Here is an 18,553-nt window from a genome sequence, read left to right as displayed (position 1 = left end):
TAATGAATCGTATAATTAATATTAAGGCTTATAGCTTTTAAAAGTGCCGTTTTTATAAAATATTACAATCTTGTCGATTTCGGAATCAGAGTCTGAATTAGTATTAGGGCTTGGGGTGTTTAGGGTTTGTTTTGAGGGTTGGGGTTTTGGCGGTGTTTCAATGGTGTTAGTTTTAGGTGGTTTTAGGGTAGGGATTTGGTTGGGGAAATTTCCTTTTCCGTCTATGAGCCAATGCAGTTCAACTTCGGGATAGGTATGAAGAACCTTCATTACGAAATCTAAACTAGGTTTATTTCTACCACTCAGAATGTGTGAAATACTAGAGCGTTGCACTCCGATTTTTTCTGCAAAACTAGAGGCGGATTCACTGTAGTAATCAATAACTTTTTGTAAGCGTCCGGTGAAATCTTTTGAGTTTATCATTGTAAACTAAGGGTTGGTTATTGTAATGGTACAAATGTAAACAATAGTATTTAGGTATGGTATAAATGTAACAAAATAATTTTTACAGTATTAAATCTTAAGTTTGATTTATCATTATTAATCACTGATAATAAATAAGATAGGTGTTTAAAAAATAATTTTAATGTCGCGTTGTTAAGATTTGGTCATAAGCCTTCGTTTTTGTGAGAATTGTTGTTTACTAGTGTAACATTTTACTTTAAAAATCTTGTTTACAAATGTAAAATATCAAATGATTACATTTGTAACCATTAATTTGATAGTATGAATTTAGAGACTTTGAATCAATTATTTTTAAAGGTAAAAACGCCCGAATTATATGGTCGTTATATCACCAATGCTCATATAGAAAAGTGTATCGGTAATTTGTCTAAACCTGTTATTTCAACATTTGGATATTCTGTTAAAGAGCAGCCCATATACAGTTTGAAATTTGGTACAGGTCCTATAAAGATTTTGCTATGGTCTCAAATGCATGGTAACGAATCAACATCGACTAAGGCGCTTTTTGACTGTTTTAATTTGTTAGAGTTAGATCATGCTATTTCAAATCGGATTTTAGAAGAATGTACTTTAATGGTGGTTCCTATATTGAATCCAGACGGAGCTGAGCGTTATACACGAATAAATGCTAATGGTGTTGATTTAAATAGAGATGCTCAAGATTTATCTCAGTCAGAAAGTAATGTGCTTAGGAAGCTATATGATGATTTTAAGCCTAATTACTGTTTTAACCTTCATGGTCAGCGGACTATTTTTAGTGCAGGAAGCACAAATAATGTGGCTACGCTTTCTTTTTTATCACCAGCGCAAGATCAAGAGCGGAAGTTAACGATCAACAGGAAGGAGGCTATGGTTATTATTGGTGAAATTAATAAGTTTTTACAACCCGAAATTCCTAATGGAATAGGGAGATACGACGATGGTTTCAATATCAATTGTGTTGGTGATACGTTTCAGCATTTTGGAGTACCAACGTTATTGTATGAAGCGGGGCATTACAAAAATGATTACGATAGAGAAGAGGTAAGGCGTTTAATGTTTATGGCTATACTTAAAGGGGTAGAAGTCATTTTAAATGGTGTTGATGCTAATGGATATGAAACTTATTTTGATATCCCTGAAAACGCAAAATGTTTTTATGATGTCATTATAAGAAATGCAAAGGTAGATGACGAAGGCGGTACTGTTGATGTTGCTATTCAATATAGAGAGGTATTGCTAGGAGATAAGTTAGAATTTGTACCTGTAATAGAAGAGATCTCAAAATTGAATAATAAGTATGGTCATAACGAAATAAAAGCCAATGGGTTTTTAGTAAAAACAATAGATAATTCTGAATTAATTGTAGGTTCCGAAATCGATTTCGTAATCATAAATAATGAAAGAATCTCATTAAAACCGTAAAATTATTCAGTTTTAATGCATAATTGTTAATTTAAATGTTTTATTTTTGCGTTTAGTTTAAAGATTATACAATTATGGCAAAGTTTAAATTGGATGAAGTTGATCATCAAATTCTCGATATGCTTATCGATAATACGCGTATTCCTTTTACGGATATAGCAAAAAAGTTATTGATTTCCGCAGGTACTGTTCATGTGCGTGTTAAGAAAATGGAGGAAGCAGGTATTATAATGGGGTCATCATTAACATTAGATTACCAAAAGTTAGATTATTCATTTATAGCTTATGTGGGTGTGTTTTTACAAAACACGTCACAAACGAAATTTGTTTTAGAGCGAATTATAGATATTCCTTACGTTACCGTAGCGCATATTACAACAGGTAAATTTAATATTTTCTGTAAAATACGAGCGAAAGACACAATGCATGCAAAGGATATTATTTTTATGTTAGATGACATTGAAGGTGTTTACAGAACAGAAACAATGATTTCTTTAGAAGAGAGCTTAAATGATAAAAAACGTTTGATGCATACTATTTTTAACGAATTGTAATCAACATTGAATATTTTAACAAAAGCCCTTGGTAATCCTGGGGCTTTTTTTATTTTAAAAAAAATATATGAATTTAGCATCTCTTAGTCCAGCAGAATATAATTCTTATTATCAACCTTATTTAGATGCAGTAGCTAAAGATATGGTTATTGTTGAAGGTTTACAGCAAAATCTAGAACTAGTGTTTTCTGTTTTTTCAAACATTCCAGAAGAGAAACACAATTATGCCTATGCCAAAGGAAAGTGGTCTATAAAAGATGTGTTACTACATATAATTGATACAGAGCGTGTATTTGCTTATAGAGCATTAAGAATTGCAAGACGTGATAAGACGTCTTTAGCGGGGTTTGAGCAAGATGACTACGTTATATCTGCTAATGTTGAAAAACGCTCAATGGATAGCTTGTTGGCTGAATATAGAGCAGTGAGACAGGCTACAATAGTGTTATTTAAGACCTTTGATAATGAAACTTTGCTTTTGTTAGGTGAGGCTTCTGGTTTTCCTGTTTCGGTTAGAGCAATTGGTTATATTATTGCTGGCCATGAAAAACATCACTTAAAAATTATAAAAGAACGCTACCTTTAGTTTGCGTAATAATCAAAAGCTTCCGAAATTAATTCATTGCTAACTATACAATCTATTTTGGGTTGCCCTATGGCTTCAAGCAGTACAAACTTTACGACACCATGACTATTCTTCTTGTCGTATTTTAGTAACGCTATTATATGATTTTGGTCGGCTTTAGATATTTCAACTTTAGCAAACGTTTTTAAAATACCATCCGTTATAGTTTTTAAGTTAACATCACTTAAGTCACAAATTTTTGTAGACAAATAGCTTTCTAAAATCATACCAATTGCTATAGCTTCGCCATGAAGAAGCGGGGTTTTATCAGCATTTTCTAAGAAATAACTTTCAATAGCGTGTCCAAGTGTGTGTCCAAAATTTAATATTTTCCTTAAACCTTGTTCGGTAGGATCAGAAGTGACAACTTGGTTTTTTATAACGATAGAGTCATAAATTAAACCATCTAAATCAGAAAGATCTAAATTTTCGAGATGAGTTAGAGTATTCCAATAGGCTTCATCATAGATTAAACCGTGTTTTAGCATTTCGGCAAAACCCGAAATCATTTCATTTTGTGGTAATGTATCTAAAAATGAGGTATCAACACCTACCATTTGACCTTCGTTAATAACACCAACTTGATTTTTTAAAGCTCCTAAGTCTACTCCTGTTTTACCTCCAACAGAAGCATCTACCATAGCTAATAAGGTTGTTGGTATATTTATATAAGGTATACCACGCATGTAAGTACTTGCTACAAATCCTCCTAAATCAGTAACAACTCCACCTCCTAAATTGATTAATAAACTTTTACGATCAGCATTATACTCCGAAAGCGCTTCCCACACGCCAGTGCAAATGTCAATAGATTTATGTTCTTCACCATTTGGTATTTCCATTACTTCTAAAGGGATATCTCCAGATTCTATACGTTCTAGGAACTTAGGTAGACAATAATCATGCGTATTTGTGTCTACAAGAACAAATATCTTAGAAGGTTTTGTGGTTTTTAAATAATTATTTAATTCTGTATAAACCTCAGAATTAAAATGTATTACGGCGTTTTTTGTTGAAATAGATTCCATATTATAACTTATCTGCAAAATAGGATGTGAAAATACTTCCTTTTTAGAAAAAAATGTAAGACTATAATAAATATATTTGCATTTATATTCTTTTAGCTAATGATAAATCGTTCACTCTTTGAGGACACAGGTACGGCGTTTATTTTAAAATCTGATTCAGAATTAGAACGTGCCTATTTTTTATTCAAAATGATTTCTTCTGAGCCCTTGGTTCGAATGGGAACTGCAGCCACTAATTTTGCCTTAAAAGCGCATTTACCTGTAGAAAAACTGATAAGAGCTACTGTTTTTGATCATTTCTGCGGTGGTGTTAATGAGGAAGGTTGTTTGCCTGTCATAGATAAATTATATACGAAAGGAGTAAGTTCCGTGCTTGATTATTCTGTTGAAGGTAAAGCGGAAGAGAATCAATTTGATAACGCTTTAGAGAAAATACTGAAAATCATTCGTTTTTGTGATGAAAGAGAAGCGATGCCAATTGTAGTGTTTAAACCAACTGGTTTTGGACGTTTTTTATTGTATCAAAAAAAGACAGAAGGAATCGCTTTAACAACCGATGAAGAAGCAGAATGGAATAGAATTGTAAATCGATTTGATACGGTTTGTAAACTGGCAAAAGAAAAAGATGTTGAAGTATTAATCGATGGGGAAGAAAGTTGGATGCAAGATGCTGCAGATGATTTGGTAGAAGAAATGATGCGTCGTTATAATAAAGATGTGACTATTGTTTATAATACACTTCAATTGTACCGTTGGGATCGTTTAGATTACTTAAAGGCATTGCATCAACGTGCAAAAGACGATGGTTTTAAAATAGGGATGAAAATTGTGCGTGGTGCTTATATGGAAAAAGAACGTGACAGAGCTATAGCGAAAGGTTATGATTCTCCAATATGTGAAAATAAAAAAGCAACCGATGATAATTTTAATGCAACATTAAATTATATTCTCAATAATTTAAAAGATATCTCTGTTTTTATTGGTACGCATAACGAAGCAAGCTGTTATTTAGCAATGGAGCTTATGGAAACTAACCATATATCTAAGCAAGATAACAATGTGTGGTTTGGACAGTTATACGGTATGAGTGATCATATTAGTTTTAATTTAGCGGCGCAAGGTTATAATGTTGCAAAATATATTCCTTTTGGTCCTGTGAAAGATGTGATGCCTTATTTAATTAGAAGGGCAGAGGAGAATACGTCTGTCTCAGGGCAAACGAGTAGAGAGTTAACTTTACTGAAAACGGAAAAGCGTAGACGGAAGCTGTAAGGATTTAATTATTACTTAAGTATAAAAAAAAGCCACTAAATGACAATTAGTGGCTTTTCTTTTAGGTAGCTTAATTTGGTGGGGTTAATTAAGACTTACCAAATTGGTACCATTTTTTCTTCTTGTTAGGATTGTTACCATAGCCATAACCATAGCCATAACCTCCTTTTTTATTAGAATTAGTTCCATTTAAAAGAAAAGTCATGTTAGGTAATCTTTTGTCTTTTTTTAATGGTTGTGCTACATGCATAAGTAAACGTCTGTCTATTTTGTCTGCGCTTACAACATATATAAACATATCGGCTAATTTTGAAATTAGTAAGGTGTCGCTTACTATACCTACCGCAGAGGTATCTGCTATAATGTAATCGTACTTGGTTTCAAAATGATTAAATAGGTCTTCAACTCTATCGCTCATTAATAATTCTGAAGGGTTAGGAGGTATTGTTCCAGAAGGGATAATATCTAAAAACTCATTGTCTTTGTGTTTTAATATAATATGTTCTGGTTTAATTGATTTATCTACAATGTAGTCTGAAAGCCCTTGTACTGATTTGTCCTTTATATCGAGATAGTTAAGTAATTTGGGAACTCTAATATCTGTTTCAATTAGTAACACAGATTTGCCAGAATATGCTATGGATGTGGCTAAATTGACACTGGTGTGTGATTTCCCTTCTTGAGGGACGGTAGAGGTTATAAATAGTTTTTTAGAACGATTTTTTATGTCTTTAAGCATGAAATCGATATTGGATCTTACAATTCTAAAAGCTTCTGCTTTTGGAGAATAATCGATTTTTTTAATAAGTTTATGTTTTTTAGAAGTTTTAGGGATATCTCCTAAATAAGGAATATTTAATACATTAATTAAGTCTTCTTTGTTGTATATTTTGGTATTTAATAGATTAGAAATGTATATCAGAGCTATTGGAAGTCCTAATCCAAATAATAGAGAAGCTATGTAAACGATCATCTTATTAGGCGCAACAGGAAGGTGAGAGGAATAGGCGCGATCAATGATTTTAGCGTTTGGTGCATACATTCCAAGCCTTATGGCTGATTCTTCTCGTTTCTCTAATAAATAAAGATATAATGACTCTTTAATGTCTTGCTGTCTTTTTATATCTCTAAACTGTCTTGCTTTAGTTGGTGCAGAATATAATTGACCTTGAATTCTAGCATTATCTCTGTTTAAACGACTTAAAGTGAGCTCAGATGTAGCTCTCATGTTTTTTAATGAATTCTGAAGGTTTAACCTTAATGATTCAATTTGATTATTTAATTGGATAACCACGGGGTTTTTCTCACTTGAATTTCTTAGAATTTTATCACGCTGCGATACTAATTCGTTATGGCTTCTTAGTACCTGTGCTGTATTAGGATCTCCAATTGCAATATTAGCAGGCAATAAATCGGTACTTTTATTATCGCTCGATATTTTTGTCTCGAGAAAAGAAATTAATTCTATATTATTCGCTGTAGATGAAATTTGAGATTGTAATTGTTTTTCACTTTGAAGATTAAGATCGGCTTGGGAACTTAAAGCAGTGAGGTTATTTTTTTGTTGCAATTCTTCCGCAGTGTAATCTACTTTCTCTAATTCAACGGAAACTTGCTGAAGCCTATTGTTAATGAATTCAGATGTTTCTTTTACTACTGCCTCTTTATCTAACAATACATCTTGATTGTATTCTTGTATAAGCTGATTTAATATATCAACGGCCTTATATGAATTGCTTTCTTTTAAGTCTAGCTTTATGACACTAGAGCCTGTTTCTGTTGAAACTTTAATTTTTTTTTGATAATGGTTTACAATTTTGCTAACAGGTGATATTGAAATTTTTAAATTACTTCCAACCACAGGAGCATATTTTCCAATATTCGGAGTTATGACCATGTCGCCAAAACCTGTTTTTATTCTTGCTCCAAAATCATATAATTTTCCGCTTAACTCATCCCTGTTTACTAGGGTTTTGCTTTCGTTAACGTATGCTAAAAATTGAGTTGGTGACTTTACTTTAATATAGATTGTAGTATCTAATCTATGTATAATAGAGTCATTAGCTAAAAAACTTAACGAAACAGGAGGGTTTTTGTAAATTTCAAGTTCCTTAATATTGCCCTGGGTAAAACATCTAATGTTTAAATCTAATTTTTTTACAATATTTTTAATTAATGTTCGAGATTGAATAACTTCAATTTCATCTTTTATTTTGTTTGAACCATCAGAAAAAAGTCCTTCATTAGAAGGCTCGCCTATGGGTTGTAATTTTTTAGATTGTTTTTCATCTCTTATTTTAATAGTTGCAGTGGCGCTATATTCATAAGTCGTATATCGCAGGTAGGTGTATCCGAGAAATAGTGCAACTGCAGCACAAAATATAAGTATTTTCCAATAAGAAAGAAATAACTCAACACTTTGTTTAATTTCATTAGAATTTGAAACAGGTTTGGATTCCATATATGATTTTAATTAAATAGCTATTTTATAATGAATATAGCTAAAATTGTGGTTAATGTACCTATTGCCGAAATTAATACTCCGTTATTTTGATTGTATGTAGAAGATCTAATTCTTGCATTATTTGGTTCTACATAGATTACATCGTTTTGCTGAAGATAGTACAGGTCAGAGTTTATTGTGTTTACTGATGTTAAATCAATATTTGCAAATTTCTTTTTTCCATTAACCTCTCTTATCAATTTCACGTTTTTTCGCTTCCCAAAGATGGTCAAATCATTTGCATAACCAAGAGCTTCAATAAGTGTTACTCGTTCATCTTGCATTGTAAATGTTCCTGGTGAAGCTACTTCTCCAATAACAGTTATAGTAAAATTTGCTAATCTTACATTAACAATGGGATCTTTGGCCATTGGTCTTATGCGTTCCGTTAATAAGGCTGTTAACTCTGTTCGTGTTAGTCCTTCTACCTTTATTCTTCCTAAAACGGGAAAATCAATGTTACCGTTATAATCTACTAAATATGATTGCTGCTGCAAAGTTCCTTGAGCACTTGTTAAGTCAGAAGTATTATTTGAAACTATTGGCAAATTGAAAGGTCTAACGGTGTCTGGGTCTAGGGCAGAAACATTAATTGTTAATATATCGTCTGGTTTATAAGTTAATTGAGTTGGCTCAGATTCCAACTGTCCTTCTTTAATGAGTTCATCTTGAAAGTAAACTATTTTTTTCCTAGAAGCACAAGACGTTGCTGTTATAATTGCTAATATTGAAATGATTAGAATACGTGTTTTCATGTAAATAATAGTTTATAGATTAATTTGACCGTAGGATTTATTTTTTTAAGTCTAACACTTCATATGTTGAATTGTTAGAGATATATTCTGGTATTAAATTTTTTATTGAAGATACAATCTCTAAAGGTTGTGTTAACGAGTTTATTGCGGTTAGCTTATTGATTTGTTTTTCAACATTAATAATATCTACATGCCTAGATTTGGCAATCATAATTTTATCGTGATAGGTTTTCTTTGTGTTTTCCCCATCAGCTAATAGTTCTTCATAAATCTTTTCTCCAGGTCTTAATCCGGTGATTTTAATATCGATGTCTTCAGGGTATCGTAATCCAGATAGAATAATCATATTGGTAGCAAGGTTAAATATCTTAATCGGCTCTCCCATGTCAAAGACAAAAATTTCGCCACCATTACCCATCGCTGCTGCTTCTAATACTAATTGACAAGCTTCAGGAATGGTCATAAAATATCGCGTAATGTCCTTGTGTGTTACTGTTAAAGGCCCTCCTTTTTCGATTTGTTTTTTAAATAAAGGGATTACAGATCCATTAGAGCCTAAGACATTACCAAATCTTGTGGTGATAAATTTTGTATGTCCTTTTCCTTTTAGGCAGCTTACGTAAAGTTCTGCGATACGTTTTGTGGCTCCCATTACATTTGTTGGGTTTACCGCCTTGTCTGTTGATATAAATACAAATTTATCAACACTATGTTTGACGGCGATATCGGCAACATTTTTAGTTCCTCCAATATTAACACTAACCGCTTCAAATGGATTGTTTTCCATTAAAGGGACGTGTTTATAGGCGGCTGCATGGAAAATTACTTTTGGTTTATATAGGTTGAATATTTGATCGATTCGCGTTCTATTTCTTACGTCAGCGACAATAGCATCAATATTTTCTAAACCTTGTTGTCTAAATTCTTGTTGTATATCGTAGAGTGCAGACTCTGCATTATCTACTAAAATTAATTTTTTATAGTTATATAGACTAACTTTTCTGCAAATCTCGCTTCCTATTGAACCAGCAGCGCCTGTTATTAAAATAACTTTATTGTCATACTGTTCTTCTAAATCAGGATTTTTTATATTAATTGGGTCTCTTCCAAGTAAATCTTCAATTTTAACTTCTTTAATTTGGCCTACGCTCAAATCTCCATCTATCCAACTTTGAACAGGAGGAACGATTTTTACCTTAAGACCTAAAGCGAATAGACTACCAGTAATTTGAAGTAGTCGAGTAGGATCTATGTTCTGAATTGATATTATAACGTCTTCAACGTTATTATTTTTAATGAAATTTTCGTCAATAGATTCAATGTTATAAACCTTAATTAGATTTATCTTTTTTCCAATTTTTCGTTCATCATCATCAATAAAACCAACGACCTCAAGGCCACTCTTGGTATCGTTTTGAATGGCATCATAAGTTAACATACCAGAATTCCCTGCTCCAAAAATTAAAACATTTGAAATCGATTGAAAATCTTGAGTAATATGATTATATATAGATTTTATAAATAGTTTAGAGCCAATTAGGAATAGGATATTCAATAATAAGTGAATATATACAATGGAGCCGGATATATTAAAAACATTATCATCGCCAAGGAATTTTCGACTTAAAAAAGTGAAAAAAATTAAAATCGTTGCTAATATATTTGCTCCTATTATAATATTTACAATGTCTTTAAATCCTGTAAACCGAACAACTCCTTTGTATGATCCAACAGCAATAAAACTAATAGCTGCAATAAGCGCGACGTACGGCACTTGATTTAATAGTTTTATAAAGTCAAAATCTATTTGAAAATTATATCGTATTAAATAGGCAAGGAAAAAAGAAGCAATTACGATTATAACATCAAATAGCAATACGAGCCATTTAGATGCATATTTTTGTGATATTTTATGTAGAAGTTTAATTAGCATGTTACAAAATACGCATTTATAGCTGAAACTACCCTTTCTAATTCATTATCAGTAAGATTTGATCCGCTAGGTAAACATAAACCTTTCTCAAATAACGCATCAGATACACCATTAAGGTAACTTGGGTATTTTTTAAAAACGGGTTGTTGGTGCATTGGTTTCCATAAAGGTCGAGATTCAATGTTTTCAGCTTCTAACGCTAGTCTTAATCCCTCACGAGTTTCCATAGAATCTAAGAGGATACAAGATAACCAACGGTTAGAAAAATAACCTTCTGGTTCTTGGAGAAAGGAGATTTTATTATTGTCTTTGAAAGCATTAAAATAAAGTTGATGATTTGAGCGACGCTTTGCTACATGGCTATCTAAAATAGTCATTTGTCCACGACCAATTCCGGCAACAATATTAGACATTCTATAATTGTATCCAATTTGCGAGTGTAAGTAGTGTGGAGCATCATCTCTCGCTTGTGTTGCTAAGAAAACAGCTTGCTGTTTCAGTTCTTTGCTTTTAGTGACTAAAGCACCACCTCCAGAAGTTGTTATAATTTTATTTCCATTAAATGAGAGTATTGAGAAATCACCCAACGTCCCACAATTTTCCCCTTTATATAAGCTTCCTAAAGATTCGGCACTGTCTTCAATAACAGGAATGCTATACTTTAATGCAATCTCATTAATTTCATCAGCTTTGTAAGGCATACCATATAAATGTACAGCGATAATAGCTTTAGGTTTTGTTCCTTTTGAAATTCGGTCGTTAATGGCGATTTCAAGTTGCTCAGGACACATGTTCCACGTATCTCTTTCACTATCTATAAAGACAGGAGTCGCTCCTTGATAGACAATTGGGTTAGCAGACGCAGAAAATGTTTTGCTCTGGCAAATCACTTCATCTCCGTTTCCAACTCCCAGCATAACTAAACTTAAATGTAAAGCAGACGTTCCAGATGCTAATGCTGCAACATGTCGGCTATTTTTAAGGTAAGATTGTAAATCAGTTTCAAAGCCATTGACATTAGGTCCTAATGGGGCTACCCAATTGGTGTCGAATGCTTCATTAATGTAAGATAGTTCATTACCACTCATATGTGGTGATGAAAGCCATATTTTAGGTTTCATACGTAAAAATTGTTAAGTAATTATGCTATTACTATTCAATTTCATGTCAATAGAGGGATCTGGGACACGATCTTATTTAAGGGTTAAATATGCGCTTTTATCTTGAGTTGCCCCAAATTAAAACGATGAAAAGTAAATAATTACGTTATTTTCTAAATTATAGAAAGTGATTATTTCATATGTAATGATTTATTACAACACATTAAATTAGAAGCACTTTACTACATAAATAGTAAATGTAGTTGCCCAAGAGCACTACTGATGTTAAAAAAAGAATAGACAAATATGTCTATTAAGGTCATTTTTATATCAATTTACAACCTAATTTTAGACTTTATATCGTTTCTATAACAAAGATAATATTAACTATATTATATTTATCATTTGATATAAATATATTAAAAAAATTGCTAACCTAAATTTATAGAATGAATATCTTAATCACTTCAGCCGGACGTAGAGTTTCGCTTGTAAGATCGTTTCAAAAAGAACTAAAAAAAGTAGATCCAGAAAGCAAGGTTTATGCTACAGATGCTAACCCGGTTTTATCAGCAGCTTGCCAAGTTGCAGATGGATTTTTTAAGGTGCCTAAACTAAATGCTACGGATTATATTTCGGTTCTAATAAATTTTTGTAAAACGTATAAAATTCGTTTAATAATACCAACAATAGATACGGAACTACTTGAACTTGCAAAAAATAAAGTAAGGTTTAAGGAAGAAGGTATTGAGGTCGTTATATCATCCGTTGATTTTGTATCTAAATGTAGAAATAAGAGAGTTATACATGAGTTTTTTGAAGCGCATAACGTAAATGTAGCTAAAGAATTCAGCAAAGATAATTATGAATTACCTCTTTTTATAAAGCCAATAGATGGGAGTAGAAGTGTAGATACCTTTTTAATTAGAACTAAAGAAGAGTTGACAGATTATCATTTTAATAATGATAAATTAATGTTTTTAGAGTATTTAGACCATGATGATTTTGATGAATTCACATGTGATTTATATTTTGGCAAAGATCATAAATTGAAATGTGTTGTTCCAAGAAAAAGAATAGAGGTTAGGGATGGAGAAGTTTATAAAGCATTGACAGTTAATAATGCTTTAGTAGATTATATAAAGGATAACTTAAGCTATATTGATGGAGCTATTGGTTGTCTTACGGCTCAGTTTTTCCTAAGTAAACACGATGACAAAAAGGTATACGCCATAGAAATTAACCCTCGGTTTGGTGGTGGATATCCTTTATCGTATTTATCGGGAGCAAATTTTTCTAAATGGATTATTGATGAGTATTTATACGGAAAGACTATTGGTGATAAATTTGATGTTTGGGAAAACGATTTATTAATGATTCGCTATGATGATGAAATTCTAGTACATGGATATAAAGGTGAATAAAGATACAATTGTTGTTTTTGATTTAGACGACACCTTGTATAATGAATTGGACTATTTAAAATCGGCCTATAAATCTATTTCAAAATATATAGAACCTAAGGATTGGAAATCTCTATATTCTAAGATGTTTTCCTTGTATAGAAATAAGGTTAACGTTTTTGAATTCCTTGCTAATACTTATGGTAAAGACATTGGGACTCTTGTTGCAATGTATAGAGATCATCAACCGGATATTCAATTATTTGATGGTGTATTAGAGGTCTTTGAGGCTATAAAATCAAAAGAAGGGAAAATAGCCATAGTTACTGATGGCAGATCAAAGACGCAAAGAGCAAAGCTGAAGAATTTAGGTATTGTAGATTACTTAGATAAAATTATAATTTCAGAAGAAATTGGAACAGAAAAACCAAATTTTGCTAATTTTATAGCTATAGAAAAGGCGTTGGAGGGAACAACCTATTATTATATTGCCGATAATTTAAAGAAAGATTTTATTGCACCTAATTCATTAGGGTGGAATAGTATAGCTTTAGTAGATAATGGTAAAAATATTCATTTTGAATCTTACAAATTTATGGAGGTTGAGAATTTGCCAAAAGATTTTATAATCGATTTTAAAGATCTTAAAATTTGCTAGTTATAGGATTTTTAGCGTTGTGGTTTTGATCCTTTAAATTCAGGCATGTCTAGATTCTCAGAATTGTTGATGTCTTTTCTATTTATAACCTTATCTATGGTTTTTAGAATAATTTTAAAATCTAGTAAAAATGATTGCTGTTCTACATAGTAAACGTCATATTCAAATTTTTGCTCCCAACTTATTGTATTTCTTCCATTGACTTGCGCCCAACCGGTAATTCCTGGTAAAACTTCGTGTCGTCTATTTTGTCTTGAATTATAGCGATCTAAGTATATCGGTAATAAGGGGCGTGGCCCAATTAAGCTCATATCTCCTTTTAGTATGTTAACTAATTGCGGTAGTTCATCTAAAGACAATTTTCTACATATAGCTCCGATTTTGGTAACACGATCCATTGCAGGTAATAAATCACCGTTACTATCTGTTTTATCGGTCATGGTTTTGAGCTTAATAATTGTAAATATTTTACCATTTTTACCTGTACGTTCTTGGTAGAAAAAGGGTTTGCCATTATTGAGTATAAAAAGGCAGATAATGAGAAATAAAAACAAAGGCGCTATAATTAGTAGACCTATCAACGCGGCTAAAAAGTCAAAAATACGTTTTATGAATGTTTTATATAAATTCATATTTTACTTATGTTTTAAGAACACTATTTATTAATTGAATCAAATCGTTGTTTATAATGTCAACATCAAAACGCTCTTCGGCATATTTTCTACTATTAATTCCCATTTCTTTAATTTTTTCAGGATGGTTAATAAAATATTCCATGGGTTTTACTAAAGCATCTAAATTTTGAGGGGTAATTAAAAAACCATTTTCTCCTTCTTTAACGGCTTCTCTACAACCAACAGAGTCTGTTGTAATTATAGGGTTGCCACAAGCACTAGCTTCTAATGTTGTTCTCGGTAACCCCTCTCTGTAATAACTCGGTAAAACAAAAATATCGCTTTGGTGTAAATGATCTTCTATATTAGTTTGTCTTCCATGAAAAACAATAATCCCTTCGTTATGCAACGCATTAATTTCATCTTCACTGATAGCAGAAGGAGATGTTTCAACAACTCCAATTAAGTGAAATTCTGCTTTTGGATATTTTGCCTTTAGTAATTTTGCTGCTTCCATATAAAGCCCAATACCTTTTTCTTCAATTAGCCTAGCGACTAAAAGAAAACTAACTTTATCGGAAGCATTTTTTTCTACAAAAGTAAACTCCTTTAAGTTGACACCAGAACCACTTACAAAATCTACACGTTGTTGTTTGGAAATGACCTTTCGATCTAAAAATAATTGGTAATCATCCCTATTTTGAAATACAATAATTTTATTTTTTCTAATTGATAATTTGTAAAGAATTTCATTAAATCGCTGTAACGTTCTAGCTTTAGCGGATAGTCCCGTAAATGCATAGCCTAAACCCGTAATTAAAGAAATGACAGGGATTTTACAACTATTGGCAGCCATAGAACCATAAATAACTGGTTTTACGGTATAAGGAAAAACTAGGTCTATCCGATTATCCTTCATTATTGATTTTAATGCCTTAATAGATTTTAAATCTTTTAAAGGATTAAGCCCCGTACGTTGCAAGTTAAACTCAATAGGATTGGCGCCCATTGCGGTTATTATTTCAATATCTTCATCGGTATATTCTGGAGCTGCTGTAAATACATTGAATCCGTTTGCGATTAAGCTTTTAATAAAATCTCCTCTAAATCTTATAAGAGAACCTGCATATGAGGCAATAAGTAGTATTCTTTTTTTCTCCATGTCAATTTAGTTTTGTTTAAGGAAATTATATTTATACCATTTTTGAAAACAATAGTACGACCAAACTCTAAAGGTACTATCTTTTTTACTTTCTAAATGATCTTTAACTAATTTGGTTATAACGTCTACATTGAATATACCTTGTGACTTAAGCATAACCGGATCAATATAGGATTCTAGTTCTTTTCTTAGGCTTTGTCTTAGCCAATCTCCTGTAGGAGATCCAAAACCGCTTTTTCCTTTTTCTAAAAATTCTTTAGGAAACTGATCTCTAAAAGCTTCTTTTAAAATATACTTTTTGTTCCAGCCTTTCATTAAATAGCTTTCGGGTAGGGTGTTAGTGAATTCCCATAAATCTCGATTTAAGAAAGGTGCTCTACATTCTAGGGATGTCATCATACTTGTTCTATCAACTTTAGCTAGCATGCCTCCCTCTAAACTCAAAATTTTATCTACAAGTCTAAAATCAGTTAGGGTTTCAATGTTTTGTTTTCCCAAAACATTTTTATATTCTTGAAAAATATTGGCATCAAAATAATCTGGAGACATTATTTCGGCTAATTGATTGCTGGTATTTGCTAACGAAATAATGTCCCAATAAAAACCACCATCATAATCAATAGCATTTAAGAGTTTATTAATCTGAAACTTTCTACCACGCGTATCATCTTTATTAATAAGGTACTTATTACTTAAACCGGCAATCGATTTATGAAGCCCTTTTGGTACAACGCTAGTATATTTTTTGTTCATTTTACCAATGTAGTACTTGTTGTATCCACCAAATACTTCGTCTCCACCATCTCCAGTTAGAGCAACTGTAACGTGTTCTCTTGTCTTTTCGGAGAGTAGGTGTGTAGGTAGGGCTGCAGTATCTGAAAAAGGTTCATCGAAATTGATTAAAATTTCGTGTATGTTATTTTTAAGATCATTTTCGTCAATTATAAATTCGTGATGATTACTATTTAGCATTTTGGCAACGACTCTAGATTTGTCTGTTTCGTCGTAAGATGCTTTTTTGAATCCGATTGAAAATGTATCTATTTTTTTATCTGTAGTTTGTGCTAAACAAAGTGAAATAATAGAAGAATCTACACCTCCAGATAAAAATGTACCCAAACCAACGTCTGCAATAAATCTGCTATCTACACTTTTATAAACGAGATCTTTGGTTTTTGCTTTAGCATCGTCAAATGAAATATTTGTTGGTTTTGGTTTAGGCTCAGCATTTATTTTATGAATGCTTGTATTATGAGACGCTAAATCATATTCTATATAATGATTAGCTTCAAGCTTAAAAATGTTTTCGTAAATGGTATGTGGCGCAGGAATATAGGTTAATCTAAAATAAAGGTTCAATCCCTTTTTTGAAATATTAGGAGTAAAATCTATCGTATTGATTATAGATTTTAACTCTGATGCCCAAATAAATTCGTTATCCGTATGCGTGTAGTATAATGGTTTTTCACCAAAGAAATCACGAGCAATAAATAGTTTATTAATGGTTTTGTCATAGATGCTAAAGCCATACATACCATCTAACCATTGAAAAGATTCAACCCCATACTTTTCGTAAGCTTTTAAGATGACTTCAGTATCACTAGAGGTTTTAAATGTTACTCCTTCGGATTCTAATTTAGATTTTAAGGCTTTGTAATTATATATTTCACCATTAAATACAATGACAATTTGTTTATCATCTGAAAAAATAGGTTGTTTACCCGAAGACAAATCTATAATGGATAACCTACGCATTCCCATACCAACAGTGAATTGGTCATTTTCTTCAGAAAACAAGCCATCTTCATCTGGTCCTCTATGAATAATTAAATTATTCATTGTGTTAAGGACAGCTGTTATCTCGTCTTTGTTTCTATTGGTCTTGGCTATAATGCCGTTAATTCCACACATTTTGTTTTTGTATTAATTCTGTATAAAGTAATCAAACTTTTTATAAATACGTTCTAATTGATAGTCTTTAGAGCGTTCTAAACTTAGCTTGCTAAATCGTTCTCTTTCTTCTGGGTTATTGTGAAAATAATCTAATGCCTTACTTAACCCAATATAATCATCATTATTAACTAGTAAGCCGAACTTAGCAATGAAAAATTCACCATCCTTAATGTTTACCTCTTTGTTTTCATTTAATAGTTCTAATGGACCAGATAAACAATTTGTTGATATACTAGGTAAACCTATTGCCATGGCTTCAATTAGTGCATTTGGAAACCCTTCAGTAAAAGATGAAAGCACAAAACATTCGCTATTGAGTAAATGTTCATTTACTTTTTTGACTTTTCCTTTTAGAAAAACACTATCATTTAATTGGTGCTTATCAATTTCATTTTGTAAATAGTCATGTAAATCACCACCACCCAAAATAGAAAATTCATATTTTAATTTAGATGTCATAATTGCAAGAATGGTCATTATTTGATTTTTTCTTTTTATTAAGCTTCCTGCGGTAATTACTTTTAAAGTATTAATTGAAGTATTTAAGTTTTTAGAATCGATAACTAAATTTGGAATTTCTATTGGGTTATAAATGACTTCCATTGGGATTTTAACACCAAAGTTATCCTTTAAATCTCTATTAATGTGAACCGAATTTGAGAATAGTTTATCACATCTATTATAAAAAACAGGATAGAATAGTTTAGAAATATATAATGATAACTTACTAGTTACATTGTCGGAAGGAAACCCTCGTTCGCTAATAATTGTTTTTACGGATTTATTTAGACTAGAAATAATTCCATTTATAAGATTAGGGAATGCTAAAAATGATACAGAAATATCAATAGACTGCTTTTTTACAAAGCGGTTATATTTTATAATAAAATTTATACTATCAATTGTTTTTAATAAAAACGGTCGGTCTGCACCTTTTTCAGAAAGGATAACAACGTTAACGCCTTCTGGTATAGGGAAGTGTATTGTGTTGTAAAATAAAACTAAGGTTACATTATAATCTACAACTAGTTTCTTGAGGAGTAGGCTAATGACTTTTTCAGCTCCACCACTTCCTAAAGTTATACTAAGGATACTTATATTTTTTTTTGAATGATTCACTATTA

General features: G+C 31.6%; 16 protein-coding genes. 6 read left to right on the top strand and 10 right to left on the bottom strand.

The features are described 5' to 3' along the window. Positions 1-21 precede the first annotated feature (21 nt). Entirely contained in the window at positions 22-423 is a 402-nt protein-coding gene (locus ACXGSQ_RS13555; protein WP_458626691.1) for a helix-turn-helix domain-containing protein, read from the bottom strand. A gap of 303 nt (positions 424-726) precedes the next feature. Between ACXGSQ_RS13555 and ACXGSQ_RS13550 the strand changes: the two genes are divergently transcribed. The 3 genes from ACXGSQ_RS13550 to ACXGSQ_RS13540 all read left to right on the top strand — a co-directional run bounded on the left by ACXGSQ_RS13550 (position 727) and on the right by ACXGSQ_RS13540 (position 3,009). Further along, entirely contained in the window at positions 727-1,869 is a 1,143-nt protein-coding gene (locus ACXGSQ_RS13550) for a M14 family metallopeptidase (RefSeq protein WP_458626690.1), read from the top strand. A gap of 74 nt (positions 1,870-1,943) precedes the next feature. Further along, positions 1,944-2,423 (top strand): Lrp/AsnC family transcriptional regulator, encoded by a 480-nt coding sequence (locus ACXGSQ_RS13545; RefSeq protein WP_458626689.1) that lies wholly within the window; start codon positions 1,944-1,946, stop codon positions 2,421-2,423. Between the two features lie 67 nt (positions 2,424-2,490). Next, the gene (locus ACXGSQ_RS13540) at positions 2,491-3,009 is read left to right on the top strand and encodes a DinB family protein (RefSeq protein WP_458626688.1); all 519 of its coding nucleotides are present in this window, start codon (positions 2,491-2,493) and stop codon (positions 3,007-3,009) included. On the opposite strand, the gene aroB is transcribed toward ACXGSQ_RS13540, so the two are convergent. Further along, on the bottom strand, positions 3,006-4,076 hold the full coding sequence (aroB, locus tag ACXGSQ_RS13535; protein WP_458626687.1) for a 3-dehydroquinate synthase: 1,071 nt from the start codon (positions 4,074-4,076) through the stop codon (positions 3,006-3,008). The genes ACXGSQ_RS13540 and aroB overlap by 4 nt on opposite strands. A gap of 99 nt (positions 4,077-4,175) precedes the next feature. Between aroB and ACXGSQ_RS13530 the strand changes: the two genes are divergently transcribed. Further along, entirely contained in the window at positions 4,176-5,348 is a 1,173-nt protein-coding gene (locus tag ACXGSQ_RS13530) for a proline dehydrogenase family protein (RefSeq protein WP_458626686.1), read from the top strand. A gap of 88 nt (positions 5,349-5,436) precedes the next feature. On the opposite strand, the gene ACXGSQ_RS13525 is transcribed toward ACXGSQ_RS13530, so the two are convergent. From ACXGSQ_RS13525 to ACXGSQ_RS13510, 4 genes are read right to left on the bottom strand one after another with little or no spacing between them, the layout of a single operon-like run. Continuing rightward, positions 5,437-7,809 carry a GumC family protein gene (locus ACXGSQ_RS13525; RefSeq protein WP_458626685.1) on the bottom strand — a complete coding sequence of 791 codons (2,373 nt, stop codon included), beginning with the start codon at positions 7,807-7,809 and terminating at the stop codon, positions 5,437-5,439. Between the two features lie 20 nt (positions 7,810-7,829). Next, a complete protein-coding gene (locus ACXGSQ_RS13520) occupies positions 7,830-8,606 on the bottom strand; it encodes a polysaccharide biosynthesis/export family protein (protein ID WP_458626684.1) in 777 nt (258 codons plus the stop codon). 37 nt (positions 8,607-8,643) lie between these two features. Then, positions 8,644-10,539, bottom strand: coding sequence for a polysaccharide biosynthesis protein (locus tag ACXGSQ_RS13515; RefSeq protein ID WP_458626683.1), 1,896 nt, complete (start codon positions 10,537-10,539; stop codon positions 8,644-8,646). Beyond that, positions 10,533-11,660 carry a DegT/DnrJ/EryC1/StrS family aminotransferase gene (locus ACXGSQ_RS13510; RefSeq protein ID WP_458626682.1) on the bottom strand — a complete coding sequence of 376 codons (1,128 nt, stop codon included), beginning with the start codon at positions 11,658-11,660 and terminating at the stop codon, positions 10,533-10,535. The genes ACXGSQ_RS13515 and ACXGSQ_RS13510 overlap by 7 nt, the downstream gene beginning before the upstream one ends. A gap of 428 nt (positions 11,661-12,088) precedes the next feature. On the opposite strand from ACXGSQ_RS13510, the gene ACXGSQ_RS13505 reads away from it, so the two are divergent. Together ACXGSQ_RS13505 and ACXGSQ_RS13500 are read left to right on the top strand one after the other, a co-directional pair. Beyond that, positions 12,089-13,063 carry an ATP-grasp domain-containing protein gene (locus ACXGSQ_RS13505; protein WP_458626681.1) on the top strand — a complete coding sequence of 325 codons (975 nt, stop codon included), beginning with the start codon at positions 12,089-12,091 and terminating at the stop codon, positions 13,061-13,063. Continuing rightward, positions 13,056-13,700: an HAD family hydrolase gene (locus ACXGSQ_RS13500; protein WP_458626680.1), complete on the top strand. Its 645-nt coding sequence runs from the start codon at positions 13,056-13,058 to the stop codon at positions 13,698-13,700. Before ACXGSQ_RS13505 ends, ACXGSQ_RS13500 begins: the two co-directional genes overlap by 8 nt. A gap of 11 nt (positions 13,701-13,711) precedes the next feature. Here the strand turns inward: ACXGSQ_RS13500 and ACXGSQ_RS13495 are convergent, their stop codons facing one another. Genes ACXGSQ_RS13495 through ACXGSQ_RS13480 form a run of 4 tightly spaced genes read right to left on the bottom strand, consistent with a single transcriptional unit; the run spans position 13,712 to position 18,548 of the window. Then, the gene (locus tag ACXGSQ_RS13495) at positions 13,712-14,332 is read right to left on the bottom strand and encodes a sugar transferase (RefSeq protein ID WP_458626679.1); all 621 of its coding nucleotides are present in this window, start codon (positions 14,330-14,332) and stop codon (positions 13,712-13,714) included. A 7-nt stretch (positions 14,333-14,339) separates the two neighbouring features. Then, the gene (locus tag ACXGSQ_RS13490) at positions 14,340-15,476 is read right to left on the bottom strand and encodes a glycosyltransferase family 4 protein (RefSeq protein WP_458626678.1); all 1,137 of its coding nucleotides are present in this window, start codon (positions 15,474-15,476) and stop codon (positions 14,340-14,342) included. Positions 15,477-15,482: 6 nt separating this feature from the next. Next, the gene (gene asnB, locus ACXGSQ_RS13485; RefSeq protein WP_458626677.1) at positions 15,483-17,387 is read right to left on the bottom strand and encodes an asparagine synthase (glutamine-hydrolyzing); all 1,905 of its coding nucleotides are present in this window, start codon (positions 17,385-17,387) and stop codon (positions 15,483-15,485) included. Positions 17,388-17,399: 12 nt separating this feature from the next. Then, the gene (locus ACXGSQ_RS13480) at positions 17,400-18,548 is read right to left on the bottom strand and encodes a glycosyltransferase (protein ID WP_458626676.1); all 1,149 of its coding nucleotides are present in this window, start codon (positions 18,546-18,548) and stop codon (positions 17,400-17,402) included. Positions 18,549-18,553: the final 5 nt, after the last annotated feature.

It is taken from the genome of Winogradskyella sp. PC D3.3 (genome assembly GCF_054366245.1).
This window is presented reverse-complemented; position numbering and strand designations above follow the sequence as displayed.